At 61.0% G+C, this 22,028-nt stretch carries 26 protein-coding genes, 3 tRNA genes and 1 riboswitch; of the genes, 17 read left to right on the top strand and 12 right to left on the bottom strand.

What is annotated here, in order from left to right:
- From pilV to glyA, 3 genes are all read right to left on the bottom strand, one after another.
- The coding region (gene pilV, locus VM94_RS04175) for a type IV pilus modification protein PilV (protein ID WP_046682514.1) at window positions 1–560 on the bottom strand (560 nt) is incomplete at its 3' end.
- Window positions 561–791: 231 nt separating this feature from the next.
- Window positions 792–1,253 (bottom strand): transcriptional regulator NrdR, encoded by a 462-nt coding sequence (gene nrdR / locus VM94_RS04170; protein WP_034759169.1) that lies wholly within the window; start codon window positions 1,251–1,253, stop codon window positions 792–794.
- A 143-nt stretch (window positions 1,254–1,396) separates the two neighbouring features.
- Window positions 1,397–2,644, bottom strand: a complete 1,248-nt coding sequence (glyA, locus tag VM94_RS04165) for a serine hydroxymethyltransferase (RefSeq protein WP_046682325.1) — start codon at window positions 2,642–2,644, stop codon at window positions 1,397–1,399.
- A gap of 111 nt (window positions 2,645–2,755) precedes the next feature.
- Window positions 2,756–2,880, bottom strand: a riboswitch (ZMP/ZTP riboswitch).
- A 283-nt stretch (window positions 2,881–3,163) separates the two neighbouring features.
- On the opposite strand from glyA, the gene ybgC reads away from it, so the two are divergent.
- The 10 genes from ybgC (at window position 3,164) to VM94_RS27665 (ending at window position 9,296) form a co-directional block, all read left to right on the top strand.
- The gene (gene ybgC / locus VM94_RS04160) at window positions 3,164–3,565 is read left to right on the top strand and encodes a tol-pal system-associated acyl-CoA thioesterase (RefSeq protein WP_046682324.1); all 402 of its coding nucleotides are present in this window, start codon (window positions 3,164–3,166) and stop codon (window positions 3,563–3,565) included.
- A 45-nt stretch (window positions 3,566–3,610) separates the two neighbouring features.
- On the top strand, window positions 3,611–4,300 hold the full coding sequence (gene tolQ / locus VM94_RS04155; protein WP_046682323.1) for a protein TolQ: 690 nt from the start codon (window positions 3,611–3,613) through the stop codon (window positions 4,298–4,300).
- A gap of 15 nt (window positions 4,301–4,315) precedes the next feature.
- Window positions 4,316–4,756 (top strand): ExbD/TolR family protein, encoded by a 441-nt coding sequence (locus VM94_RS04150; protein ID WP_235432818.1) that lies wholly within the window; start codon window positions 4,316–4,318, stop codon window positions 4,754–4,756.
- Window positions 4,757–4,804: 48 nt separating this feature from the next.
- Complete coding sequence (gene tolA / locus VM94_RS04145; RefSeq protein WP_082127549.1) at window positions 4,805–5,824, top strand: cell envelope integrity protein TolA; 1,020 nt, start codon at window positions 4,805–4,807, stop codon at window positions 5,822–5,824.
- 5 nt (window positions 5,825–5,829) lie between these two features.
- Complete coding sequence (tolB, locus tag VM94_RS04140) at window positions 5,830–7,098, top strand: Tol-Pal system beta propeller repeat protein TolB (RefSeq protein ID WP_046682511.1); 1,269 nt, start codon at window positions 5,830–5,832, stop codon at window positions 7,096–7,098.
- Between the two features lie 43 nt (window positions 7,099–7,141).
- Window positions 7,142–7,663 carry a peptidoglycan-associated lipoprotein Pal gene (gene pal / locus VM94_RS04135; RefSeq protein WP_046682322.1) on the top strand — a complete coding sequence of 174 codons (522 nt, stop codon included), beginning with the start codon at window positions 7,142–7,144 and terminating at the stop codon, window positions 7,661–7,663.
- A gap of 134 nt (window positions 7,664–7,797) precedes the next feature.
- Entirely contained in the window at window positions 7,798–8,556 is a 759-nt protein-coding gene (gene ybgF, locus VM94_RS04130) for a tol-pal system protein YbgF (protein WP_046682321.1), read from the top strand.
- Window positions 8,557–8,623: 67 nt separating this feature from the next.
- Window positions 8,624–8,699, top strand: a tRNA-Lys gene (locus VM94_RS04125).
- 143 nt (window positions 8,700–8,842) lie between these two features.
- Window positions 8,843–9,046, top strand: a complete 204-nt coding sequence (gene relB / locus VM94_RS28065; RefSeq protein ID WP_046682320.1) for a type II toxin-antitoxin system RelB family antitoxin — start codon at window positions 8,843–8,845, stop codon at window positions 9,044–9,046.
- Window positions 9,021–9,296, top strand: coding sequence for a type II toxin-antitoxin system RelE/ParE family toxin (locus tag VM94_RS27665; RefSeq protein ID WP_185982108.1), 276 nt, complete (start codon window positions 9,021–9,023; stop codon window positions 9,294–9,296). Before relB ends, VM94_RS27665 begins: the two co-directional genes overlap by 26 nt.
- 39 nt (window positions 9,297–9,335) lie before the next feature.
- On the opposite strand, the gene VM94_RS04115 is transcribed toward VM94_RS27665, so the two are convergent.
- The 3 genes from VM94_RS04115 to VM94_RS04105 form a co-directional block, all read right to left on the bottom strand.
- Complete coding sequence (locus VM94_RS04115; protein ID WP_046682319.1) at window positions 9,336–10,463, bottom strand: acyltransferase family protein; 1,128 nt, start codon at window positions 10,461–10,463, stop codon at window positions 9,336–9,338.
- A gap of 129 nt (window positions 10,464–10,592) precedes the next feature.
- A complete protein-coding gene (locus VM94_RS04110; RefSeq protein ID WP_046682318.1) occupies window positions 10,593–11,981 on the bottom strand; it encodes a hypothetical protein in 1,389 nt (462 codons plus the stop codon).
- 77 nt (window positions 11,982–12,058) lie between these two features.
- A complete protein-coding gene (locus VM94_RS04105) occupies window positions 12,059–12,373 on the bottom strand; it encodes an ArsR/SmtB family transcription factor (protein WP_034759577.1) in 315 nt (104 codons plus the stop codon).
- A 106-nt stretch (window positions 12,374–12,479) separates the two neighbouring features.
- Between VM94_RS04105 and VM94_RS04100 the strand changes: the two genes are divergently transcribed.
- On the top strand, window positions 12,480–13,568 hold the full coding sequence (locus tag VM94_RS04100) for an NADH:flavin oxidoreductase/NADH oxidase (RefSeq protein ID WP_046682317.1): 1,089 nt from the start codon (window positions 12,480–12,482) through the stop codon (window positions 13,566–13,568).
- On the opposite strand, the gene VM94_RS04095 is transcribed toward VM94_RS04100, so the two are convergent.
- Window positions 13,562–15,061, bottom strand: a complete 1,500-nt coding sequence (locus VM94_RS04095; RefSeq protein WP_046682316.1) for an MDR family MFS transporter — start codon at window positions 15,059–15,061, stop codon at window positions 13,562–13,564. The genes VM94_RS04100 and VM94_RS04095 overlap by 7 nt on opposite strands.
- Window positions 15,058–15,516 carry a MarR family winged helix-turn-helix transcriptional regulator gene (locus tag VM94_RS04090; protein ID WP_046682315.1) on the bottom strand — a complete coding sequence of 153 codons (459 nt, stop codon included), beginning with the start codon at window positions 15,514–15,516 and terminating at the stop codon, window positions 15,058–15,060. Before VM94_RS04090 ends, VM94_RS04095 begins: the two co-directional genes overlap by 4 nt.
- Window positions 15,517–15,636: 120 nt before the next feature.
- Between VM94_RS04090 and VM94_RS04085 the strand changes: the two genes are divergently transcribed.
- Together VM94_RS04085 and VM94_RS04080 are read left to right on the top strand one after the other, a co-directional pair.
- A tRNA-Lys gene (locus VM94_RS04085) sits at window positions 15,637–15,712 on the top strand.
- A gap of 80 nt (window positions 15,713–15,792) precedes the next feature.
- A tRNA-Lys gene (locus tag VM94_RS04080) sits at window positions 15,793–15,868 on the top strand.
- A gap of 104 nt (window positions 15,869–15,972) precedes the next feature.
- Here the strand turns inward: VM94_RS04080 and VM94_RS28840 are convergent.
- Together VM94_RS28840 and VM94_RS04075 are read right to left on the bottom strand one after the other, a co-directional pair.
- Window positions 15,973–16,656: a PEP-CTERM sorting domain-containing protein gene (locus tag VM94_RS28840; protein WP_235432816.1), complete on the bottom strand. Its 684-nt coding sequence runs from the start codon at window positions 16,654–16,656 to the stop codon at window positions 15,973–15,975.
- 294 nt (window positions 16,657–16,950) lie between these two features.
- A complete protein-coding gene (locus VM94_RS04075) occupies window positions 16,951–17,727 on the bottom strand; it encodes an AraC family transcriptional regulator (protein ID WP_082127546.1) in 777 nt (258 codons plus the stop codon).
- A 66-nt stretch (window positions 17,728–17,793) separates the two neighbouring features.
- Between VM94_RS04075 and VM94_RS04070 the strand changes: the two genes are divergently transcribed.
- The gene (locus tag VM94_RS04070) at window positions 17,794–18,051 is read left to right on the top strand and encodes a hypothetical protein (RefSeq protein ID WP_046682314.1); all 258 of its coding nucleotides are present in this window, start codon (window positions 17,794–17,796) and stop codon (window positions 18,049–18,051) included.
- 66 nt (window positions 18,052–18,117) lie between these two features.
- A complete protein-coding gene (locus VM94_RS04065; RefSeq protein WP_046682509.1) occupies window positions 18,118–18,723 on the top strand; it encodes an IMPACT family protein in 606 nt (201 codons plus the stop codon).
- 3 nt (window positions 18,724–18,726) lie between these two features.
- Here VM94_RS04065 and VM94_RS04060 read toward each other — a convergent pair whose 3' ends face one another.
- Together VM94_RS04060 and VM94_RS04055 are read right to left on the bottom strand one after the other, a co-directional pair.
- A complete protein-coding gene (locus VM94_RS04060) occupies window positions 18,727–19,116 on the bottom strand; it encodes a hypothetical protein (RefSeq protein ID WP_046682313.1) in 390 nt (129 codons plus the stop codon).
- A 9-nt stretch (window positions 19,117–19,125) separates the two neighbouring features.
- Window positions 19,126–19,503 (bottom strand): nuclear transport factor 2 family protein, encoded by a 378-nt coding sequence (locus VM94_RS04055; RefSeq protein ID WP_046682312.1) that lies wholly within the window; start codon window positions 19,501–19,503, stop codon window positions 19,126–19,128.
- Between the two features lie 263 nt (window positions 19,504–19,766).
- On the opposite strand from VM94_RS04055, the gene VM94_RS04050 reads away from it, so the two are divergent.
- Both VM94_RS04050 and VM94_RS04045 read left to right on the top strand, forming a co-directional pair.
- Window positions 19,767–21,167 carry an L-cystine transporter gene (locus VM94_RS04050; protein WP_046682311.1) on the top strand — a complete coding sequence of 467 codons (1,401 nt, stop codon included), beginning with the start codon at window positions 19,767–19,769 and terminating at the stop codon, window positions 21,165–21,167.
- 80 nt (window positions 21,168–21,247) lie between these two features.
- Window positions 21,248–22,012 carry a histidine phosphatase family protein gene (locus VM94_RS04045; RefSeq protein ID WP_046682310.1) on the top strand — a complete coding sequence of 255 codons (765 nt, stop codon included), beginning with the start codon at window positions 21,248–21,250 and terminating at the stop codon, window positions 22,010–22,012.
- The last annotated feature ends 16 nt before the right edge of the window (window positions 22,013–22,028 follow it).

Below are 22,028 nucleotides of genomic sequence, written 5' to 3'. Positions count from 1 at the left end.
AATGCCAGCCTGGGCAGCGACTCGCCTGCCGCATTCACGGCGGGCGAGCCATCGGGCAAGCGGGCGCGCCAGCCCAGCTTGATGACGATGGGCGCGCCCTTGCCGCCGCTGCACGCCCACTGCAAGCCTTGGGCGGCGGCATTCCATGCGGAAGTGTCGCGGCAGATATGCAGGCGCGCGCCGGGCAAGGCCGCATGCAGCCGCTGCTTCCATTCGGCGATATCGAATTGCGCCAGTTCGGCCGCGCTGCAGGCGGCAGTACCAAAACAGTCCGGCGCACCGCCGCCCGCTTCGGCCTCGTCCGCCGCCGCATACGCCACGTTCAGGTAGGAATTGCCCGTATCGGGGCCATTCATGAGCACGCTGTTCGCGCGCATGCGCTCGGCCATGCCGGCCGCCAGTTGCACGCCCGCCGACAACAGCGCCGACTCATGGCGCGCGCGCAGGGAGTTCAATTGCAGGATGCTGGCGCCCAACAGGCCCAGCGCCAACAGCAGCAGCGACACGAGCACCTCGACGAGGCTGCTGCCACCCATGAGACCACGCGCGCCGCTGTGCATGAGCTTCTCCTGCGGACAGAATGAAACCAGGACTGGAGCCGCACGGACGCACGGCCCAGCTACAAGATAGGCGCGCGCAAAAAGCCGGGTCTGCGCTGGCGCAAACAGTACGGCGAAAGGTGGGAAGAACAGCGTTGGGATTAATCAGTCCGCTTGCCGGGCGAACACTGGCGTGGTGAACACGGGGCGCAAACCGGCCCCGTTTTCAACAAGGTGAACAAGAAGGTGAGGTCAGGGCTTGCGCGCCTGCCCCACTTCGGCGATGGCATCCTGGAACTCGGCCAGGTCTTCGAAATTCTTGTACACGGAGGCGAAGCGGATGTAGGCGATCTTGTCGAGGCGCTTGAGTTCCTGCATGACGAGTTCGCCGATATAGCCGGAATCAACTTCGCGCAAGCCGCTGGTCAGCAGTTTTTCCTGGATGGACGCGATGGCCGTATCCACGGAGGCGGCCGCGACGGGACGCTTGCGCAAGGCCAGCATCAAACTGCCGCGCAACTTATCCGCAGCGAACTCCGTCCGGCTGCCATTCTTTTTGACGACGGCCGGCATGATAAGTTCAATGCGCTCGTAAGTCGTAAAACGCTTGTCGCATTTGCCGCAGCGGCGGCGGCGCCGAATGGCATCCCCTTCCTCCGATACGCGCGTATCGAGAACCTGGGTGTCGCCGTGCTGGCAAAATGGACATTTCATGGGCTGGCTACAACTTTATAGTAATAATTACGGGAAATCACCGTCCTTGTACAAAGGGCGCCCGAATCACTCCGGGCGCCCTTGGGCACGAAGGAATGTGTCATACAGAATCTTACTCTGTATGACACATTCTGGACAAATAATTATGCAGCGTACACAGGGTGCGCGTCGGCCAGCACTTTCACGGCCGCTTTCACGCGCTCGATGGTGGCGGCGTCATGCGGATTGTCCAGCACGTCCGCGATCAGGTTGCCCACTTCTTCCGCTTGCGCTTCCTTGAAACCGCGCGTCGTCATCGCCGGGCTGCCCAGGCGAATGCCCGAAGTGACGAATGGTTTTTGCGGGTCGTTCGGGATGCCGTTTTTGTTGCAAGTGATGTGCGCGGAACCGAGGATGGCTTCGGCTTCCTTGCCCGTCAGGTTCTTGGCGCGCAGGTCGACCAGCATGACGTGCGATTCGGTGCCGCCGGAAACGATGCGCAGGCCGCGCTTGATCAGGGTTTTCGCCAGCACATCGGCGTTCTTGATCACTTGCTTCTGATATTCAACAAATTCAGGGCTCAGCGCTTCCTTGAAGGCAACGGCCTTGCCGGCGATCACGTGCATCAGCGGGCCGCCCTGGATGCCAGGGAAGATGGCCGAATTGATGGCTTTTTCGTGTTCGGCCTTCATCAGGATGATGCCGCCGCGCGGGCCGCGCAGCGATTTGTGCGTGGTCGAGGTGACAAAGTCGGCGAACGGCACCGGGTTCGGGTACAGGCCGGCGGCGATCAGACCGGCGTAGTGGGCCATGTCGACCATGAAGTAGGCGCCAACTTCCTTGGCGATCTTGCCGAAGCGTTCGAAATCGATCTTTTTCGAGAACGCGGAGGCGCCGGCGATGATCAGCTTTGGCTTGCGTTCGCGGGCCAGGCGTTCCATTGCATCGTAGTCGATGTCTTCTTCCGCCGTCAAGCCGTAGGAAACGACGTCAAACCATTTGCCGGACATGTTCAGCGGCATGCCGTGGGTCAGGTGGCCGCCTTCGGCCAGCGACATACCCATGATCAGGTCGCCTGGTTTCAGCATGGCGAAGAATACGCCCTGGTTCGCTTGCGAGCCCGAGTTCGGCTGCACGTTCGCGCATTCGGCGCCGAACAATTGCTTGACACGGTCGATGGCCAGTTGCTCGGCCACGTCGACGTACTCGCAGCCGCCGTAGTAGCGCTTGCCTGGATAGCCTTCGGCGTACTTGTTCGTCAGCTGCGAGCCTTGCGCTTCCATTACGGCTGGCGATGTGTAGTTTTCCGACGCGATCAGTTCGATGTGGTCGTGCTGGCGCGTGTTTTCTTTTTGAATGACGGCGAACAATTCAGGATCGACGTTGGCGAGGGTATGATCTTTTGCAAACATGTAAAAACTCCAAGTATGAGGGTGCTTGTACTGGCAGATTGGATCGAATGAGGGGAGCCGGCGTTAAGTGAATAACAACATTGGACAGGCAGCCTCTTCGTGCTTTTCCATAGTGGCTACCCAGGCGAACGGCTGATGAAAAATCTCACGTTTCCCGGTGGGTGCCCACCTTTCGCCGGTTTGCCGATCGCCACTCATGGAGATCGCCCGACTTTTCGCCAGTCACGTGAGACGTAATGGAATGCAAATTGTAAGTTAAGTGCCCAAATTGAGCAAGGAATGCAAGCGTGCCGCTATAATCGCCGCCCGGGCAGCGCCGGTCCGGCGTCTTAAGCTGGATGTAAACTTTGCTCATGCATGTAAGCGTATGTTACGGGGCTTGCCATTGCAGCCCTCCGTTTTACAATGCTGCGGTGCAACTTATATGCAGCTTTTGCATGGCTTTCCAGCAAGCGCCCACAGTCACAAGAAGAAAAATCGCGTAAAATGTTGCTCAATCTCACTACTGGCGCAATAAACATGCCTTCAGTCTTTACCTGGAACGTACGTGTCTACTATGAAGACACCGACGCCGGCGGCATCGTCTATTACGCTAATTACCTGAAGTTCTTCGAGCGCGCGCGCACCGAATGGCTGCGCGCCATCGACGTGGGCCAGCAGGAATTGCTGGAGCAGCATGACGCGATGTTCGTTGTCAAAAGCGTCAACGCCGACTATCATGCGCCAGCCAGACTCGATGACACGGTAAGATTAACCTTAAGTATAGAAAAAATGGGGCGCGCCTCCATCGTTTTCCTGCAACAAGCCTGGTGCGGCGACCGCCTGCTCAACACGGCGCGCGTCAAGATCGGCTGCGTCGATTCGGCACTGCGTCCGCGCGCCGTGCCTGATGCAGTCGCGGCCCGCATGCGCGCCGCCTGACCCCACCCGCCACCCCGGATAATTCACCCAACAGACTGCCAGCCAATGAACGTTACACAAGATCTTTCTTTCCTCGCGCTCATCACCAATGCCCACCTGATCGTGCAACTGATCATGGCCCTGCTGCTGCTGATTTCCCTGACCAGCTGGACCTACATTTTCCGCAAGATGTTTGCCGTGCGCCAGGCGCGCAAGCAAACCATCGAATTCGAACGCAGCTTCTGGGCCGGCGGCAACCTGCATGCGCTGCACCAGAACGCCAGCGGCAACCGCGACCAGAGCGGCGCGCTGGCCCGCATCTTCGACGCCGGCATGGGCGAATTCATCAAGGGCAAGGCTTCCTACGGTTCGCGCGAAGCGCTGGACGTGGGCGCCGTGCTCGACGGCGCACGCCGCGCCATGCGCGCAGCCTTCCAGCGTGAAATGGACGTGCTCGAATCGCACCTGGCCTTCCTCGCTTCCGTCGGTTCCGTCTCGCCGTACATCGGCCTGCTCGGCACCGTCTGGGGCATCATGAACGCCTTCCGCGGCCTGGCCAACGTGCAGCAAGCGACCCTGGCCGCTGTCGCGCCCGGCATTGCCGAAGCGCTGATCGCCACCGCCATCGGCCTGTTCGCCGCGATTCCCGCCGTCGTCGCCTACAACCGTTTTTCGCATGACATCGACCGCCTGGCGATCCGCTTCGAGAGCTTCGTCGAGGAATTCTCCAACATCTTGCAGCGCCAGTCGCGCTAAGAGGGAGCAGCGTCCATGGGTTCCTCATTCAATAGCGGCGGCATGCGCGGCGGCCGTGGCCGCAAGTTCAAGTCCGAGATCAACGTCGTGCCGTATATCGACGTGATGCTGGTGCTGCTGATCATTTTCATGGTGATGCCGTCGTCGAACAATCCCAGCGTGGTGAACTTGCCCAACGCGGAAAAGTCGGCGAAACCGCCCGATGACTATATTCAGATCGTGCTGAAACCGAATGGTTCGCTGTCGATCGGCGTCATCGGCAAGGAACAGCTGTCGCCGGAAACGGAACCGAACCGCGACGCCCTGCTGCGCAAGCTGCGCGGTTTGCACGAAACCAATCCGGACTATCCCGTGATGATCGCGGGCGACAAGGAAAGCAAGTACGACGATGTGATCCAGCTCATTTCGGAAGCGAAAAAGATGGGCATTACCCGCGTCGGCCTGGCCACCAAGTAAGCACAGCGTCCTGTTTCCAGACTTGACCGTTTTTAGATAGACTAGACTTTGCAGAACAAACAAATCGACCATGTACTCGGCAAGCCCTACAGCGTGCCGCGCGAACGCAGCCGCTGGCCCTCGCTGGGCCTGGCGCTGGCGATGCACCTTGGGCTGCTGTTTTTCCTGTGGGTGGGCGTACACTGGCAAAATACGGAACCTGTCGCCGTCGAAGCGGAAGTGTGGGACATGAAAGTGCAGACGGCCGCGCCGCCGCCCGAAGTGGCGACGGAACCGGAGCCGACACCGGCCCCGCCGCCTGAACCGCAAGTGGAACAGCCGGCTCCGCCGCCACCGCCGCCGGTGGCCGCGCCCGAGCCGAAGGTCGACCTGCGCGAGGCGGAGATCGCCCTTGAGCGCAAGAAGGCCAAACTGAAGGAAGAAAAAGAGAAAGCGGCAGCGGAAGAGCGCCGCAAGCAGGAATTAAAGGAACGCGAGGAAGAAAAGCGCGAACTGGAAAAACAGAAGCAGAAAGAAAAAGACAAGGCTGAAAAGCTGGAAAAAGAAAAGGCCGACAAGCTGGAGAAAGCCAAGCAGGCCAAAGAGAAAGAAAAAGCGGCGGAAGAAAAAGCCGAGAAAGAACTGTCCGAGAAAAAAGCGGCGGCGGAAAAAGCTGCCAAGGCGAAAAAAGCAGCGGAAGAGAAAAAAGCCGCCGACAAGGCGCGCGCTGCGGAAATGAGCCGCATCACGGGTGCGGCGGGCGCCGGCACGACGGGCACGGCCGCGAAAGCGACCGCGCCACGCAAGGACAGCGGCTATGTCGCTGCCCTGACGAGCAAGATCAAGAGCAATATCGCGTACAGCGGTAGCACGGACGTGCCGGGCAACCCGCGCGCCGTGTTCAAGATCGAGCAACTGCCAACTGGGGAAATTATTTCGGTCCGAAAGATTAAAAGTAGCGGCCTGCCGGCGTATGACAGCTCGGTGGAAAACGCCATTAATAAATCGTCGCCACTGCCGAAGAAAAAAGACGGCACCGTGGAACGCGAGATTGAACTCATATTCGAGATGAAGGATTTGCCTAAATGATGACCATGAAAAAAATGAGCTATGTCGTGCTCTGCGCCAGCCTGGTGCTGGGAGCGTCCAGCGCCCAGGCGCAGCTGCGCGTGGAGATTACGGGGATCGGCAGCAACCAGATCCCGGTGGCTGTCGCCAGCTTCGTCAATGAATCGGCGGCGCCGCAATCGCTGTCCGGCATTATCAAGGCCGACCTGGCGCGCAGCGGCGTGTTCAAGCTGATCGACGCCGATGCGCCCGTAGCGGAAACGGCACCCGTCAGCTATGAACAGTGGAAGTCGCGCGGCGCCGACGCGCTGGCGGCCGGCACCGTGCAAAGCATGGCCGATGGCCGCCTGGACGTGCGCTACAAGCTGTTCGACACCATCAAGGGCGCGCAGATTTCCAGCATGAACAATGCGGCCGCGCCGCAGTTCAACCGCCTGCTGGCGCACAAGATCGCCGACGACATCTATGAAAAGCTGACGGGCGTCAAGGGCGCGTTCGCCACGCGCATCGCCTACGTCACGCAATCGGGCCGCGAATACCGCCTGGAAGTGGCCGACGCCGATGGCGAAGGCATCCAGGTCGCCCTGCGCTCGAACGAGCCGATCATTTCGCCTGCCTGGTCGCCGGACGGCACCAAGGTCGCGTACGTGTCGTTTGAAAAGAAAAAGCCCATCGTCTACGTGCAAAACCTGGTGACGCGCCAGCGCACCATCGTATCGAATGAAAAAGGCAGCAATTCCGCACCGAGCTGGAGCCCGGACGGCTCGCGCCTGGCCGTGGCCCTGTCGCGCGATGGCCATACCCAGGTCTACACCGTCAATGCCGACGGCAGCGGCTTGCGCCGCGTCAGCACCAGCAGCGGCATCGATACGGAACCCCAATTCTCGGCCGATGGCCAAAGCATCTACTTCACCAGCGATCGCAGCGGCGGACCACAAATCTACCGCATGTCGGCCAGCGGCGGCGAAGCCAAGCGCGTGACGTTTGGCGGCTCCTACAACATCAGCCCGCGGATTTCGTCCGACGGGAAGACACTTGCTTATATTTCCCGTCGCGACGGCAATTTCCAGCTCTACGCGCTCGACCTGGCTAGTGGCCAGGAACTGCGCCTGTCGGACACCGCCAACGACGAATCACCGAGCTTTTCGCCCAACGGGAAATATATCATGTACGCGACCGAATCCGGACGACGCAAGTCGCTGGCAGTGGTATCGGTGGATGGCCGCGTCAAACAGCGTTTGACTACGCAAGCTGGCAATATCAAGGAGCCCACCTGGGGTCCTTTTATGAAGTAAATGCTGTACAGTTTCACCTTTAACCATGACCCGGAGAATAAAAATGAGTAACTTTAAAAGTTTGGCTTTCATCGCCGCTACCGCAGCTCTGCTGTCCGCCTGCAGCACCCCAGTCAAAGTAGCCGAGACCCCAGTGGTTGAGCGCGCTCCTGAAAAAGTCGCAGCTCCAGTTGACACCCGTCAAGTTCAGCCAGTAACGACCGCATCGGTCGATCCACTGGACGATCCAAAAGGCGTGCTGGCTAACCGCAGCATCTACTTCGACTTCGACAAATACGTCGTGCGCGAAGCGGACACCCCAGTCGTGCAAAACCACGCTGGCTACCTGGTGAAAACGCCTAGCCGCAAGATCCTGATCCAAGGTAACACCGATGAACGCGGTGGCGCTGAGTACAATCTGGCCCTGGGTCAGAAACGTGCTGAAGCCGTGCGCAAGTCGATGGCAGCCCTGGGCGTGCCAGAAGGCCAAATGGAAGCCGTGTCGCTGGGCAAAGAAAAGCCTAAAGCACAAGGCAGCAACGAAGCAGCATGGGCAGAAAACCGCCGCGCTGACATCGTTTATTGATGTTGACAGGTGAGCGCGGCAGCATTGGCGCTTACCTAACTGGCCAGTCATAGGCATAATAATGGGGCGCAGCGCGGTGATTCACCGCCCGGCGCCCCGTTTGCATGTTTGCGTAACCTTAGAAAGCCCGACCCATGATGACATTCTCGAAAGCCGGCGTCGCCGCCGCCTTGATGGCCGCGTTTGCCTACCTGCCCCTGCACGCCAACGCCGCCCTGTTCGATGACGACGAAGCGCGCAAGGCTATCCTCGAGCTGCGCGCCAAGGTCGACGCCATGGCGCGCGACCTGAACAGCCGCGTCGACACCAAGGCGGACAAGACCAGCACCCTGAGCCTGATCAACCAGCACGACCAGACCATGCAAGAGATCGCCCGCCTGCGCGGCCAGATCGAAGTACTGGGCAACGATCTTGCGAACGTACAAAAGCGCCAGAAGGATTTCTATACCGACATCGACGCGCGCCTGCGCAAGCTCGAGCCGCGCCAGGTCACCATCGACGGACAGGAAGCGGCCGTGGGCGTGTCCGAGCAAAGCGCGTACGAATCCGCGTTCGGCCTGTTCAAGTCGGGCGACTACAAGGGCGCCGTCACGGCCCTGGACGGCTTCGTCAAGCGCTATCCGGAATCGGCCTACGCTGCCAACGCGCAATACTGGCTGGGCAACGCCTATTACGCCCAGCGCGACTGCAAGAGCGCCATCACGGCCCAGCAGGCAGTGCTGAAGAACTACCCGGACAGCCCAAAGGCGGCCGACGCCATGCTCAACATCGCCAGCTGCTATACGGAGCTGAAAGACAAGCCGAACGCGACCAAGACGCTGAACGCCCTGATCTCGCGCTACCCGGACTCCAGCGCGGCCCAGGCCGCCAAGGAACGGGCCGGTAAAAAGTAAAAGCGGGGAAAAAGTTGCCCGTTAGGTTTGACAGAATCCCGGGCACCCCCTATAATCTTTCTTCTTCGGGTCGTTAGCTCAGCTGGTAGAGCAGCGGACTTTTAATCCGTTGGTCGCAGGTTCGAATCCCGCACGGCCTACCAAATACTTCAGAGAAGCCAACCGTTCGCGGTTGGCTTTTTTGTTTTCAGCAGCATCACCCGCACGCGATGCCATCGCTGACACAAATCAAACGCCTTGCCACCTGCGATACAGCTTTATCGGACTGTCGTATAATCAGACAATCATGAACGCCACCCCATCCTCGACCATGTCCGAATTTGCGACAACGGAAGCAGCCGAAACCTATGAACAATGGTTTCGCGCAAAGGTGTTGGCGTCGCTCAATGATGACCGCCCTACCGCCTCGCACGAGACAGTCATGGCGCAACTGAGGAAAATCGTCACGCCGCAGACTGACGGCCATGCTGCCGATTCAATGGAAGGTTGAAGCTCAAGAAGATTTGACCGCGATACTCACGTATATCGCGCAGCACAACCAGCCGGCAGCGCTGCAGCTTTACAACGACATCGACAACGCCATCTCCCGGCTTCCCTGCCATCCCAACCTATACCGATCAGGAAGAGTTTCAGGCACGCGCGAACTGGTTGTCCATCCAAACTATGTCGTCGTGTATCGCGTTGGAGCAAACGCGATAGAAATTCTTGCCGTCATGCATACGCGGCAACTATATCCCTAAACAACAATACCTAAACCTTGTCATATCGAACGCCGTTTTTTAACGCGACACCAGCGCCGGCCGCCCGGCCAGATGCGCCACCACACTACCCATCACCCTTCCCAGCGGCACTTCCACCCACCGGTAAAACGCAGCACCAGCCGCCAGGCTGGCGCCCCAGGCCGTCAACATGCCCAGCGCCTGCCATTCCGGCTCAAGCGGAACATAGGTGATAAACAAGGCATTCACCAGCAGGCTGACAGGGAAGTGGACGAGGAACACGGCATACGAGATGCGGCCCAGGGTATTGATGATGTTCCAGGCGCCGCCCTGCGCAGGCGTGCGGACGCGGCCGAAAAGGAACAGGGCGCAGGCGACGATCAGGGCCAGCGCGATGCGGCTGCGGTAGTCGACGGCCAGGGCCAGCAGGACGGGCACGGCGGCCATGGCCATGAGCACGGTCATGGCGCCAGGTTTTCGGGCAGGGTCGCTGCCCCACCAGGCCAGCATGCCGAGACCATAGCTGCCGAAGAAATACGGCGCCCAATTGTCCCAGTCCGCGTCCAGATTGAAATACAGCAAGGAAAAGGCGATACCGACGGTGACGGCCAGCGGCATCAGCCAGTGCCGGCGCCACTGCCCCGCCACGCGGCCGCTCAGCCACAGCAGCGATACGGTCAGCAGGTACAGCTGGAAATCGATGGCCACGTACCAGGCGCCGGCCGACAGCGATTCATAGCCCAGCACGCCGTGCAGCAGCAAGGCATGGGCACTCAGCTGGCCCAGGGTGACGGCGGCCGACATGGAGTCGTGCTGCATCCAGATGCCGGCCACAGGCGTGATGATGGCCGCGAGCAAAGTGGCAGCCAGGAAAGGCGGCGCCAGCTTGGCATAGCGGCGCCAGACCGCTTGCAGAGGGTTGGCAATGCCGGGGCGGCCGGCGGGCGAGAGGGATTTGGCAACGAGAAAGCCGCCGATGACGAGGAACACTTGCACGGCGATGCGTGCGCTGCCGCCCAGCCAGCCCAGCAACTCGGGCCACAGGGGCTGCACGTAGTCGGACATGGGGCCGTAAAACGCCAGATGATGCAACACGATCAGCTGCGCCGCACCCGCCTTCAAACCATTGATCCAGCCAAACTGCGGACGATTTTCCAGGTGCGCCTGTGATACTGCTGCTGCCGTCATTCCTATTCCTTGCCGTGCCAGGTAGTCTCGCCAGCCATGCGCGCAACAGGCGCGCGGCCGAGGATTTACCGAAAGGCCGACATGATAGCCGAGCCTGGCACTTCGGTGACGCGCGGCAGACGACCGAGATCAATCCTTGCGCGACAAATCGGCACGCAACAGGGTCTGGATCACGCTGCCGCCCTGCTCGTTCGCGCGCACCGCGACCGCCATGGACGGCATGACGAACAGCACGCCATCCTGATCGCTCCAGGTATCGACCAGTTGCTCCAGCTCGCGCCCCAGCGACTTCGGCCGCCCGATCTGCCGGGCCAGCTGCGCCTCGCACTTGCCGTCATAGCCGACGCGGCGCGGGCACTCATCGATGCGCACAAACGGCATCTTGCTCTCGCGCAAGCGTGCGGACAATTGCGCGGCCACCACCGCCGGTGCGCCATCGAGATACAAATGGTAAGACGGCACACGGCAGCATCTCCCGGACAACAACAGCAAGCCGACCTTGGCGCCAAAAGCGGCCGCGTGGGCTACCGGCACGTAAGCAAACGGCGGCGCGTCGCCGCCCCACACAAAAGTCTTGCGTTGCTCGGCCGCGTCCGCCCCGCGCCAGCCGCGCAGGCAGGCGACGTTGTCGGCGGCAAAACAGGTGCGGTAGCCCGTCTGATCGCTGATAAACAATTGCTCCACCGGATTGCGCGCGCCGGCAGCCTCCGGCGCAACGCCGTCGGGTCGTACTTCCCAGCTGCCCGCGCCGTTCTTGTGCCATGCCAGCGCCGTGCGCGACCAGGCCCATAGCCGCTCGTATGGGTGGAATTGGTAGGTGGGCGCGTCCGCCAGGTAACTTCTCGGCAACGGAATCGGGTCGCGCCGCTTGCCGTCCGCATCGACCACCAGCACCACGGACGGCGCATACTCGCTGTCGACAAACGCAAAGGATGTCCCATCGGGCGAAATGGCCGCCAGGACTTGGGCGTGCAGGTCGCCGTCGCCCTCTGGCGGACTGGGCAGCACGGTGGTTTTCAGCGGCAAGCCACGCAACAGGAAACCGGGGCGCTGGTCGCCGGGAAAATAGCGCACACCAGGGGACAATGGAAAACCATGCGTGTACGTCTCGGTGCCCCGGTAGCCGTCTTTCGACGCCGCGATCTTCTCGACCACGGCCTTGCCCGCTTGCTCGTGGACCAGCGCCAGCACGCTGTCATCGTCAGGCAATCTGAGGAAATAGACGGGCTGGGCGAAGTCGGTCCAGCGTTCGATGCCATCGGTGTCCTTGACGACGACTTTATCGCTATGGATCAGCCGCATGGAATTGTTGTGCGTGGACATCAGGGAGCCGCCACCCTGGCGGTATTCGACCGACAAGGCGGCAAACCGCCCGTACGTGTCGGCCTTGGTCACCTTTTCGCCGCGCCGCAGCACAGCGGCATATTCGCCCGTGGCCGGCTCCGTGTAAGGCCAGCAGCCAGTGAGCAGTACGAAAACGGTGGCGCAGCACCAGCGATACCGTGCAGGAATTCTCATGCGTGATCAACCTTTCAGCTTGAGACTGCACTCCAGTGCTGCAAATTCGGCAATCTTGCAGGCATTCTACGGCAGATTCAGGGCTGATTCGCTTGCGGCTGTGCCAGGATAGCATCGAGCAAGCCGGGAAAGCGGCTCTCGATATCGGCGCGGCGCAAGGTATTCATGTGCGTCGTGCCCGCGTTTTCCGTGTAGACGAGGCCCGCTTCGCGCAAGACCTTGAAATGGTGGGAAACGGTCGATTTCGGCCGCCCGCCGTCCAGATCGCCGCAAGCGGCCGCGTCGACTCTGGCCAGGTGGCGCACGATGTCGAGGCGAATGGAATCGCTCAAGGCGTACAGCACTCTTTCGAGGACGAATTCGCTGGCGGGAGGATGTTTGTGTGGACGCATGTGCAGAATCATACAGCATGCGCTATACTAATTCCATTCTTCGAATATTTACGAACTACCGAATCAGCATTCACCCACATTTCCACCAACAAACACAAAGGCCACCATGTCCGCCCTCTTCCAGCCCTACACCCTCAAAGACATCACCCTGCGCAACCGCATCGCCGTGCCGCCCATGTGCCAGTACATGGCCGTCGATGGCCAGGCCAACGACTGGCATCTGTCGCACTACGCGGGCATGGCCCGTGGCGGCGCCGGCCTGGTGATCGTCGAAGCGACGGCCGTGGCGCCCGAAGGCCGCATCACCCCCGGCTGCACCGGCATCTGGAACGATGACCTGGCGCAAGCCTTCGTGCCTGTCGTGAAAGCCATCAAGGCGGCCGGCTCCGTGCCCGGCATCCAGATCGCCCACGCGGGCCGCAAGGCCAGCGCCAACCGACCATGGGAAGGCGACGACCACATTCCTGAAGGCGACGCGCGCGGCTGGCAAACCATTGCCCCGTCCGCCATCGCCTTTGGCGGCGGCCTGCCGAAAGTGCCGCGCGCCATGGACCTCGACGATATCGCCCGCGTGAAACAGAACTTCGTCGACGCGGCCGTGCGCGCCCGCGAAGTGGGCTTTGAATGGCTGGAGCTGCACTTTGCCCACGGCTACCTGGCGCAAAGCTTCTTTTCCGCCCATTCGAACCAGCGCGACGATATCTATGGCGGCAGCCTGGAAAACCGCAGCCGCTTCCTGTTGGAAACCTTAAAAGCCGTGCGCGAAGTGTGGCCCGAACACCTGCCGTTGACGATACGCTTCGGCGTGCTGGAATTTGACGGCCGCGACGAGCAAACCCTGCTCGAATCGATCGGCCTCGTGCGCCAGTTTAAGGATGCGGGCATGGACATGCTCAGCGTCAGCATGGGTTTTACCATTCCCGACGTGTCGATTCCATGGGGCCCGGCCTTCATGGGCCCGATTGCCGAGCGCGTGCGCCGCGAAGCGGGCGTGCCCGTCTCGTCCGCCTGGGGCTTCGGCACGCCGGCGATTGCCGAGCGCGTCGTCAAGGACGAGCAGCTCGACGTGGTGATGGTGGGCAAGGCGCACCTGGCCAATCCGCACTGGGCATACTTTGCCGCCAAGGAACTCGGCGTGGAACGCGCCTCGTGGACCCTGCCGGCGCCGTACGCGCACTGGCTCGAGCGCTATTGATCGTCCTTGACCGTTGCCGGATGCCCCTCCAGGGGCAGTTCCGGCAGGAACAACAGGAAGACCAGTCCCAATAGCAGCAGCACGGCGCCGGCGCCAAACACGCTGGCGATCGCATGGCGGTACACGTCCACCGTCTGCGCCGCCGCCTGCGCGCCCAGCGCCGAGACGGCTTCCACGCCGTGTTTGTGCAGCTGGTGCGCGAGGATGGCGCCAGACGCCGTCACGCCCAGCAAGCCGCCCAGCGAGCGGAAAAAGGCCAGCATGGCCGTGCCCACACCGCGGCGCGCCAGCGGCAAGGCATTTTGCACGGCAATCGTCATGTTCGGCATCACCAGCCCCAGCCCCGTGCCGAGGAAAAAGATGGCCGGCTCGATGATCCAGTAGCCACGCGACGTTTCCATGCCCCAGGCCAACACGGCAAACGCCAGCAGCGCCACGGCCAATCCCGCCACCTGCACCATCTTGTACTTGCCCGAGCGCGACAGCACCCGGCCGTTGAAGATCGACGACGCCACCAGCCCCACCATCATCGGCACCGTCATTACCCCGGACTGCGCCGGACTGGTGCCCATCACCAGCTGGAAGAACAGGGGAAAGAAGACGCTGGCGCCCATCAGGCCCATGAAGGTCACGGCCATCACCAGGCTGGCGATATTGAAGGTGCGGTTTTCGAACAGGTCGGGCGGCAGCACGGGCTCATCCACCCGCCCCACGTGCACCGCCAGCCAGAGGCCCAGCAGCACGGCAATGCCGCCGCACACCTTGATGGCCAGCGCATCCCAAGGCCACTCGGTGCCGCCCAGCGCCAGCACCAGCAACGCCGCCGTGATGGCGCCCGTCAGCAAGGCCGAGCCCAGATAATCGATCTTGTGCGCATGCGTGCGCGCCGGTTTGCGCATGGCGCGCGCGATGATGACAAAGGCGGCGACGCCAATGGGCAGGTTGACATAGAAAATCCAGTGCCACGACAAGGCATCCGTGATGACGCCGCCTAGCACGGGACCGAGCACGCTGGTGACGGCAAACACGATGGGCACCATGCCTTGGCGCTTGCCCCGTTCGGCCGGCGGCACGATGTCGCCGATGATGATTTGCGCCAGCGGCATGAAGCCGCCCGCCCCGAGGCCCTGGATGGCACGGAAGATGATCAGTTCCGTCATGTTCTGCGCCAGCCCGCACAGCACGGAACCGAGCAAGAAGGTCAGCAAGGCCGTGAAGATCATGGGGCGGCGGCCGTACTGGTCGGCCAGCTTGCCGTACAGGGGCATGGTGGCCGTCGAAGCCAGCACGTAGGCCGTCACCACCCACGACAGATGGGCCATGCCGCCCAGGTCATCGACGATGCGCGGCAAGGCCGTGGCGACGATGCTCTGGTCCAGCGCGCCGAGGCCCAGCACGGCCATCAGGCCCAGGTAGATGGCGCGCACTTCGCGCTCAGTGACGGGTTTGGCAGCGCCTTTTTCTGCGCCTGTGGCTTGATCGTGGCGGCTCATGCTTGCCCGATCTCAAGCAGCGGCTGCATGGCCGCTTCCAGTGCATCGATCTGCTGCGGCGTCAGACGGGCAATGCGCTGCGCCAGCGCATCTCGGCGCCTCGCACGCAGGGTTTCAAGTATCGCCAGGCCTTGCGCGGACACCTGCAGCCCCGAGCGGCGCCGGTCTTGCGGATCGGGCGCGCCGCGCTCGACCAGCCCCGCCTCTTCGAGCGACTTGACCTGCGCGCTGACGGTCGGCCCGCGCACGTTCTGCAGGCGCGCCAGCGCGGCCACGCCGATGCCGGGCTGCTCGTGGATCAGGGCCAGCAGCATGTATTGCATCATCGACACGCTGCCTTCCAGCTCGCCCCCTTCGCGCTGCATCGAACGCAGCAGACGCTTGAACGCCGTGCGCAATTCATCGGACAGCGCCAGCGCGCGTTCGGGGATGGGAAGTTCTTCAGTAGTGGGCATGGGAATATATAAATAGGTAGGCTACCTATCCATATTAGGCCGTACCTAGGCACAGCGCAAGGCTTTTTTCCATCCCTGCCCTTCCCAAAACCCGCTTTGGCCGTCATAATAACCGCCCTTGGGTCGTTAGCTCAGCTGGTAGAGCAGCGGACTTTTAATCCGTTGGTCGCAGGTTCGAATCCCGCACGGCCTACCAAGAATTTGCAGCATGCTGACTTGCCGCCATGGCAAGCCACGTACCGCACAGTGGTACCGCAGTTCAGTTGTAAAGTTTTTGGGTCGTTAGCTCAGCTGGTAGAGCAGCGGACTTTTAATCCGTTGGTCGCAGGTTCGAATCCCGCACGGCCTACCAAATACTTCAGAGAAGCCCACGAACTTCGGTTCGTGGGCTTTTTTGTTTCTGGTCGCATCTGCGCTGGTAAACGACCGTTGCATGCCCAAACCTCCTCTGGCATCTCAAGTCATATCAAACTTGGCGCCGCGCCGCCTTCTTGCCTGCAACCCAATCACAAAAATTCCTGCAAGCAACATTCCATAAGTACTTGGCTCAGGAACTGGCGATACCAATGATCCATTCAAGACAATCTCACCAATGGAATATACTGGAAGACTACTATCTCTATGTTTAAAGCCACTAATTGTTATCACATCAGTGGCAATGCCTTCCAGAACTGTGCCGGCAAAACTGAATCCATTATTGCACAGGTGATTGCTACATTTTGCCCCCCAGTTAGTCGCATTCATGTATAGCGACTTCTCTCCAAAACTGATTTTCGCACCCGACAAATTTCCAGCGGAGGCATTCCCCCCATATAACATACTATAGAAATTCATCTCATTAATGATACTTGATCCGGACAAGTGTAAAGTAATTATCGGATCCTCATAGCTATAAATAAGCTGGGTACTCTCAATGCCGTTTGGGACGATTCCGTCATTCAACGACCCTTTACCGCCGCTATAATCATAAATCCAATCCCATGTGGGATGACCTCGCGTCAGCGTTCCGTCGTAATTATTATTCCAGTGCCCTGCATCCTTTGCGCGTCCATTTTTTATATCATACGTAACAATTGTTTGAGCATTGACAGAGGCGCATGCCAGTGTCAGAAAAACCGCCGCGACTTTCAAGAAATTCATATTTTTACATTCCCTTATATTTACATACTTAAATACAAGGTAACTGAAATAAAAAACACTATCAATTAAAATTAATGAATTACCAATTATCAAATAACAACCCCACCTCATAACCTCCACGGCCGCACTACACCATCATCTTAAAAATATATTTCATCAGAATCAATTAAATAAAACTATTTTCAAAAAATATCCGGCGGGGCCGGGATCAAACCCGGCATTCGTACACGATTTCAACCTTCGCCGTCTATATCCGCAGCAAGTTGCGCATTATCAAATACCGATATTGCCCGATTAACTCCCATCGCCATCCCCATACCTCCCCGGCGTCACGCCCATCACCCGCTTGAACATGGCGATGAAGGCGCTGACGTTGTCATAGCCCAGATCCAGCGCAATCGTCGTGACTGGCTGGCCGGCGGCCAATAGTTCCAAGGCATGCAGGATGCGGGCGCGCTGACGCCAGGCGGAAGGCGTAAAGCCGGTCTCGGCCGTGAAACGGCGCGCCAGGGTGCGCGGCGACACGCCGGTCCAGGCGGCCAGCGCTTCCACGCCCCGCTCGTCGGCCAGGTCATCGAGGATGGCGCGCGCCACGCGCAGCAGGCGCGGGTTCGTGGGCAGGGGCAAGCCGAAGGGCTCGTGCGGCGAAGCGGCTATTTCGTCGAGGATCACGCCCGCGATCCGTTCCTGCCGCATGTCGAGCGCGCCATCGTCCCAGATGCTGGCGCGGCCCACTGCCTCGCGCAGCAATCCCGAGACACGCATCACGCAAGGCGCGGCGGGCAAGCTGGCGCAGCTGGCCTCGTCCACATACACGCTCCAGCCCTCAAACGGGCCATGTGAACGCAAGCCATGGACGTGATGGGGCGGCATCCACACGCAGTGGCTGGCCGGCACCACCCACTGCCCGCTGTCGGCGGCAACCGAGAGCAACCCACGCATGGCGCCGAACAGCTGGCCGCTGGCGTGGTGGTGCGCCGCCGTCACCCTCTCCTGCGGCTGGACAATGCGCATGGCGCGCAGCGGCAGCGATGGCGGCAAGATTGGCGGATTTGGCGTATCGAATGACATAAACAACGCAGGCAAGACAATCTAGCCATCATACAGTGAAGTCTTTCCAACATTCAGGAGTTCACCATGCGCGCAGAAGACGTATTGCCGGATCAACAAAACCAAAGCCAGTTCAATGGCGTGACCGTACGCAAGGGCACGGTGGGCGCCTTCCTGGCCAATGCCCGGCTATGGCTGGACGAGAACAGCAGCATCGCCGAACGGAGCACCGCCGAGCGCGACATTGCCGACGCCCTGCCCGCCCTGCACGCGCTGGGACTGTTCGATATCCTGCAAGTGCGCGAGCCGGCGCTGCGCGAACTGGTGGCCGCCCCCGCCGCGTGAGCAGGCTGACTCGTCCAAGGCGCGCATTTCCTCTATCATGCTGCTTTGCCCGCCTTCGTACCCGCCATGCCGTTTACCATTGCCGCCCCCGTCCACAGCGAATTGATCATCAAGAAAAGCCGTTTCATCGGTTGCGTGCAGCCGATGACGGACCGCGCCAGTGCGCAGCAGGTGGTCAATGACTTGAAGGCGCAGCATCCGGGCGCCTGCCATGTGTGCTGGGCGCTGCTGGCGGGCGGGCAGTCGGCGGCCGTCGATGATGGCGAACCGAGCGGCACGGCCGGGCGGCCCATGCTCGACGTGCTGCGCCACCAGGATCTGGAAGGCGTGCTGGCGACCGTCGTGCGTTACTTTGGCGGGATCAAGCTTGGTGCGGGCGGCCTCGTGCGCGCCTACACGGACAGCGTGGCGCAGGCACTGCTGCAGGCGGAAAAGACGGCCATCGTGCGCCAGCGAACCCTGCGCTGCACGGTGCCGTATGCGATGGAAGGCATGCTGCGCCGCGAACTCGATGGCGCCGGCTCCACCTTGCTGAACGTGGAACACGCCGAGCACGTGCTGTTCGACTTCAGCCTGCCTGAAACGGCGGCCACCGCCCTGCTGGCCCATCTGCATGAGGCGGGCAATGGGCGGATAGCCTGGCTGAAAGTGGAAGCCGAAGAGGAAGACTAAAACTTAAAAGTTGGTCGGGCGCTTGATCTGCAGCAAGATGAAATGCGTCCACGCCAGCGCCGGCAGCACCAGCAACAACAGCATCAGTCCGGCCGGCATGTCCGGCACGAAACGCACGAAACAGCCGAGAAAGCCGGCGATGGCCAGCCAGAAGCGCCAGTTGAACGCATACGCCTTGCGCGCCACGGTCGCCAGCGCGATGCGCCAGAATTCCAGCAAGGCCCACACGCCACCCGTCAGCAGCAGCGCGGCCAGGGCATTGGTGCCTGGGGCGTCGGCCCAGGTGCGCACCAGGTTGTACAGCAGCACGGGATAGCCGGCCGTGATAGCCAGGGTGGCCGGGCCGGCGGCGATGACAGCTTCAAACAGCTGCCCTTTGGAACGATGATCCACTGATACTCCTCAAGCCACGACGCCGGAATGGACGGCGATCACTTGCAGCGCACCGGCCGCGTCCTGCGCCCAGACGCGCGTAAAACGGAAGTCGCCATGCGTTTCCACGTCGTGATAGGTGCCCGTCAGCTGCATGCGCACGGAGACGACGGCCACGTTGCCGTTGATGCGCACATGGCGCTCGGACGCGCGCAAGTCGGTGATGGCCAGCAGGCGCTGCTCGTGCGCGGCCAGGTCCGCATGCTTGCTCAGCAAGTGACCCAGGTGATTCGTAAACAGCAAGTCATCGGCCAGCAAGACATTCAACGCGGCCACATCGGAGCCCATCATGGCCAGGCGCAAGCGCTCTTCCGCATCGAGCACTTGTACTTCAGTTAATGCATTCATCTTCTTCCTATCAAATAGTCTGGCGCATCTTAGCAAACGGGAAAAGCATGCTGGCACGAAATAGCTAAATTCACAATCAGCCACATGGCTTATACCTGTGAAGCATATTTATATAGCGTAATATTCGCAGCGGTATTGCGCAAAACGCCACCATAGTACTGTACAGTGCTTGCCCTTCCGCCCCGGGCTGGGGCAGCTGTCAGTTGTAGTACAGTTTTATGTGCTCCGTGCAGTCTCGAATAAAACCAAGATAAGGCCCCTTCATGGCAATTAACATCATCCTGAACCTGCTCGTTGCGTTGCTCGTCTTCGCTTTCATGTTCCACCAGCAACGCAAACACGCGACGTTTACCGTGCGCGTCTTCACGGGCCTGGGCCTGGGCGTGCTGCTCGGCGCGGCCGTGCAGTGGCTGTACGGCGCCGGCTCGCCCAACATCGCGGGCACCAATGAATACATGGACATCGTCGGCAGCGGCTACGTCAAACTGCTGCAGATGATCATCATGCCGCTGATCATGGTGTCCATCATCTCCGCCATCCTGAAACTCAAGGATGCGAGCTCGCTGGGCAAGATCAGCGCGCTGACCATCGGCACCCTGCTCATCACCACGACCGTTGCCGCCGCGCTGGGCATTTTGATGGCCAAGCTGTTCGGCCTGACGGCTGTCGGCCTGACGTCGAGCGCCGCCGAAGTGGCGCGCGGCGTTCAGCTGCAGGGCTCGCTGGAAACGGCGAAAGCCCTGTCCTTGCCAAAACTGCTGGTCAGCTTCGTGCCGACCAACCCCTTCCTCGACATGACGGGCGCACGCAAGACGTCGACCATCGCCGTCGTCGTGTTCTCGATCTTCATCGGCATTTCGGCCACGGGCATCGCGGCGAAAAAGCCGGAGATCTTTGCCTCCTTCGAGCACTTCATGAAAGTGGCGCACGCCATCGTCATGCGCATGGTCACCCTGGTGCTGCGCCTGACGCCGTACGGCGTGTTCGCGCTGATGTTTGAAGTGGTGGCCTCGTCGAGCTACACGGACATCTTGAAATTGATCAACTTCGTCGTCGCCTCGTACAGCGCGCTGATATTGATGTTCCTCGTGCACCTGGCCATCATCGCCGGCGTGGGGCTGAACCCGCTGCGCTTCGTGAAAAAAGTCTTCCCCGTGCTGGCCTTCGCATTCACGTCACGCACCAGCGCAGGCTCGATTCCAATGAGCGTGCAGACGCAAACCCAGCGCCTGGGCACGCCGGAAGGCATCGCCAACTTCGCCGCCTCGTTCGGCTCGACCATCGGCCAGAACGGCTGCGCCGGTATCTATCCGGCCATGCTGGCCGTCATGATCGCCCCGACCGTCGGCGTCGACCCCTTCACGGTCAGCTTCCTGCTGCCGCTGCTGGCCATCATCACCATCGGTTCCGTCGGCGTGGCCGGCGTGGGCGGCGGCGCCACGTTTGCCGCGCTGATCGTGCTGTCGGCCATGGACTTGCCCGTCGCGCTGGCCGGCTTGCTGATCTCCGTCGAACCGCTGATCGACATGGGCCGCACGGCCCTGAACGTGAGCGGCTCGATCACGGCCGGCACCGTCACCAGCCGGGTCATGGGACAGACCGACCTGGCCGTCTACAACAGCGACGATGCGCCCGACCTGGACGAAGCGGAACACGCCGCCTAAATAGTTATCCAGCGGCGCGCCGCGCCTTGCCGCTTTCGTCTATATTTATCAACAATAAATACGGAGGAAGGCGCAAGGCGATGGAACAGAAATGGCCGCAGCAAATCTGGATCGTGCGTCACGGCCAAAGTGCCGGCAACGTGGCGCGCGATGCCGCCGAAGCGGAAAAGCAGTTGTTGATCGCCATCGCCGAGCGCGATGTCGACGTCCCCCTCTCCGAGCTTGGCACGCGCCAGGCGCAAGCCCTGGGCGACTGGTTCGCCACCCTCCCCCCTGAACAACGACCGACCGTCGTGCTGTATTCGCCGTACGTGCGGGCACAGCAGACGGCGCAAGCCGTGCTGGCGCGCATCGATGCGGACAGCTTGAACTCCGTGGTGGCCGACGAGCGCCTGCGCGAAAAGGAATTCGGCATCCTCGACCGCCTGACCGTGCACGGCATCGCCAGCAAATACCCGGAACTGCACGAACAGCGCCAGCACGTCGGCAAGTTTTACTTCCGTCCGCCGGGCGGCGAAAGCTGGTGCGACGTCATCCTGCGCCTGCGCAGCGTGCTCGACACCATCACCCGCGAATACCGGGGAGAACGGGTGCTGATCGTCGGCCACCAGGTCATCGTCAATTGCTTCCGCTACCTGCTGGAACGCTGCGACGAGCAAGCCATCCTGGCCATTGACAAGGCGGCCGACGTGCCCAACTGCGGCGTCACTTCCTATGCTTTCAATCCCGCCCTGGGCAAGCACGGCAAGCTGCAGCTGGACCTGTGCAACTTCGTCGCGCCTTTGGTCGAATCGGGCACACCCGTCACGGCCCAGCCCGACATGCCGGCCGCGCCCAAATCCTAGTTTTCGGAGGCCATGC

The organism is Janthinobacterium sp. KBS0711 (genome assembly GCF_000988085.1).
Taxonomy (GTDB): domain Bacteria; phylum Pseudomonadota; class Gammaproteobacteria; order Burkholderiales; family Burkholderiaceae_D; genus Janthinobacterium; species Janthinobacterium lividum_E.
This window is presented reverse-complemented; position numbering and strand designations above follow the sequence as displayed.

Bases quoted from the DNA above. Each gene is read 5' to 3' on its own strand.
- VM94_RS04115 (WP_046682319.1), bottom strand. From the start codon at position 10,463: ATGACGGCAGCAGCAGTATCACAGGCGCACCTGGAAAATCGTCCGCAG.
- VM94_RS04055 (WP_046682312.1), bottom strand. From the start codon at position 19,503: ATGAATGCATTAACTGAAGTACAAGTGCTCGATGCGGAAGAGCGCTTG.
- VM94_RS04065 (WP_046682509.1), top strand. From the start codon at position 18,118: ATGCCGTTTACCATTGCCGCCCCCGTCCACAGCGAATTGATCATCAAG.
- VM94_RS04095 (WP_046682316.1), bottom strand. From the start codon at position 15,061: ATGAGCCGCCACGATCAAGCCACAGGCGCAGAAAAAGGCGCTGCCAAA.
- VM94_RS04045 (WP_046682310.1), top strand. From the start codon at position 21,248: ATGGAACAGAAATGGCCGCAGCAAATCTGGATCGTGCGTCACGGCCAA.
- VM94_RS04105 (WP_034759577.1), bottom strand. From the start codon at position 12,373: ATGCGTCCACACAAACATCCTCCCGCCAGCGAATTCGTCCTCGAAAGA.
- tolB (WP_046682511.1), top strand. From the start codon at position 5,830: ATGAAAAAAATGAGCTATGTCGTGCTCTGCGCCAGCCTGGTGCTGGGA.
- nrdR (WP_034759169.1), bottom strand. From the start codon at position 1,253: ATGAAATGTCCATTTTGCCAGCACGGCGACACCCAGGTTCTCGATACG.
- VM94_RS04070 (WP_046682314.1), top strand. From the start codon at position 17,794: ATGCGCGCAGAAGACGTATTGCCGGATCAACAAAACCAAAGCCAGTTC.
- VM94_RS04100 (WP_046682317.1), top strand. From the start codon at position 12,480: ATGTCCGCCCTCTTCCAGCCCTACACCCTCAAAGACATCACCCTGCGC.
- tolQ (WP_046682323.1), top strand. From the start codon at position 3,611: ATGAACGTTACACAAGATCTTTCTTTCCTCGCGCTCATCACCAATGCC.
- glyA (WP_046682325.1), bottom strand. From the start codon at position 2,644: ATGTTTGCAAAAGATCATACCCTCGCCAACGTCGATCCTGAATTGTTC.
- ybgF (WP_046682321.1), top strand. From the start codon at position 7,798: ATGATGACATTCTCGAAAGCCGGCGTCGCCGCCGCCTTGATGGCCGCG.
- VM94_RS04050 (WP_046682311.1), top strand. From the start codon at position 19,767: ATGGCAATTAACATCATCCTGAACCTGCTCGTTGCGTTGCTCGTCTTC.
- VM94_RS04090 (WP_046682315.1), bottom strand. From the start codon at position 15,516: ATGCCCACTACTGAAGAACTTCCCATCCCCGAACGCGCGCTGGCGCTG.
- relB (WP_046682320.1), top strand. From the start codon at position 8,843: ATGAACGCCACCCCATCCTCGACCATGTCCGAATTTGCGACAACGGAA.
- pal (WP_046682322.1), top strand. From the start codon at position 7,142: ATGAGTAACTTTAAAAGTTTGGCTTTCATCGCCGCTACCGCAGCTCTG.
- VM94_RS04075 (WP_082127546.1), bottom strand. From the start codon at position 17,727: ATGTCATTCGATACGCCAAATCCGCCAATCTTGCCGCCATCGCTGCCG.
- VM94_RS27665 (WP_185982108.1), top strand. From the start codon at position 9,021: ATGCTGCCGATTCAATGGAAGGTTGAAGCTCAAGAAGATTTGACCGCG.
- VM94_RS04110 (WP_046682318.1), bottom strand. From the start codon at position 11,981: ATGAGAATTCCTGCACGGTATCGCTGGTGCTGCGCCACCGTTTTCGTA.
- ybgC (WP_046682324.1), top strand. From the start codon at position 3,164: ATGCCTTCAGTCTTTACCTGGAACGTACGTGTCTACTATGAAGACACC.
- VM94_RS28840 (WP_235432816.1), bottom strand. From the start codon at position 16,656: ATGAATTTCTTGAAAGTCGCGGCGGTTTTTCTGACACTGGCATGCGCC.
- VM94_RS04150 (WP_235432818.1), top strand. From the start codon at position 4,316: ATGGGTTCCTCATTCAATAGCGGCGGCATGCGCGGCGGCCGTGGCCGC.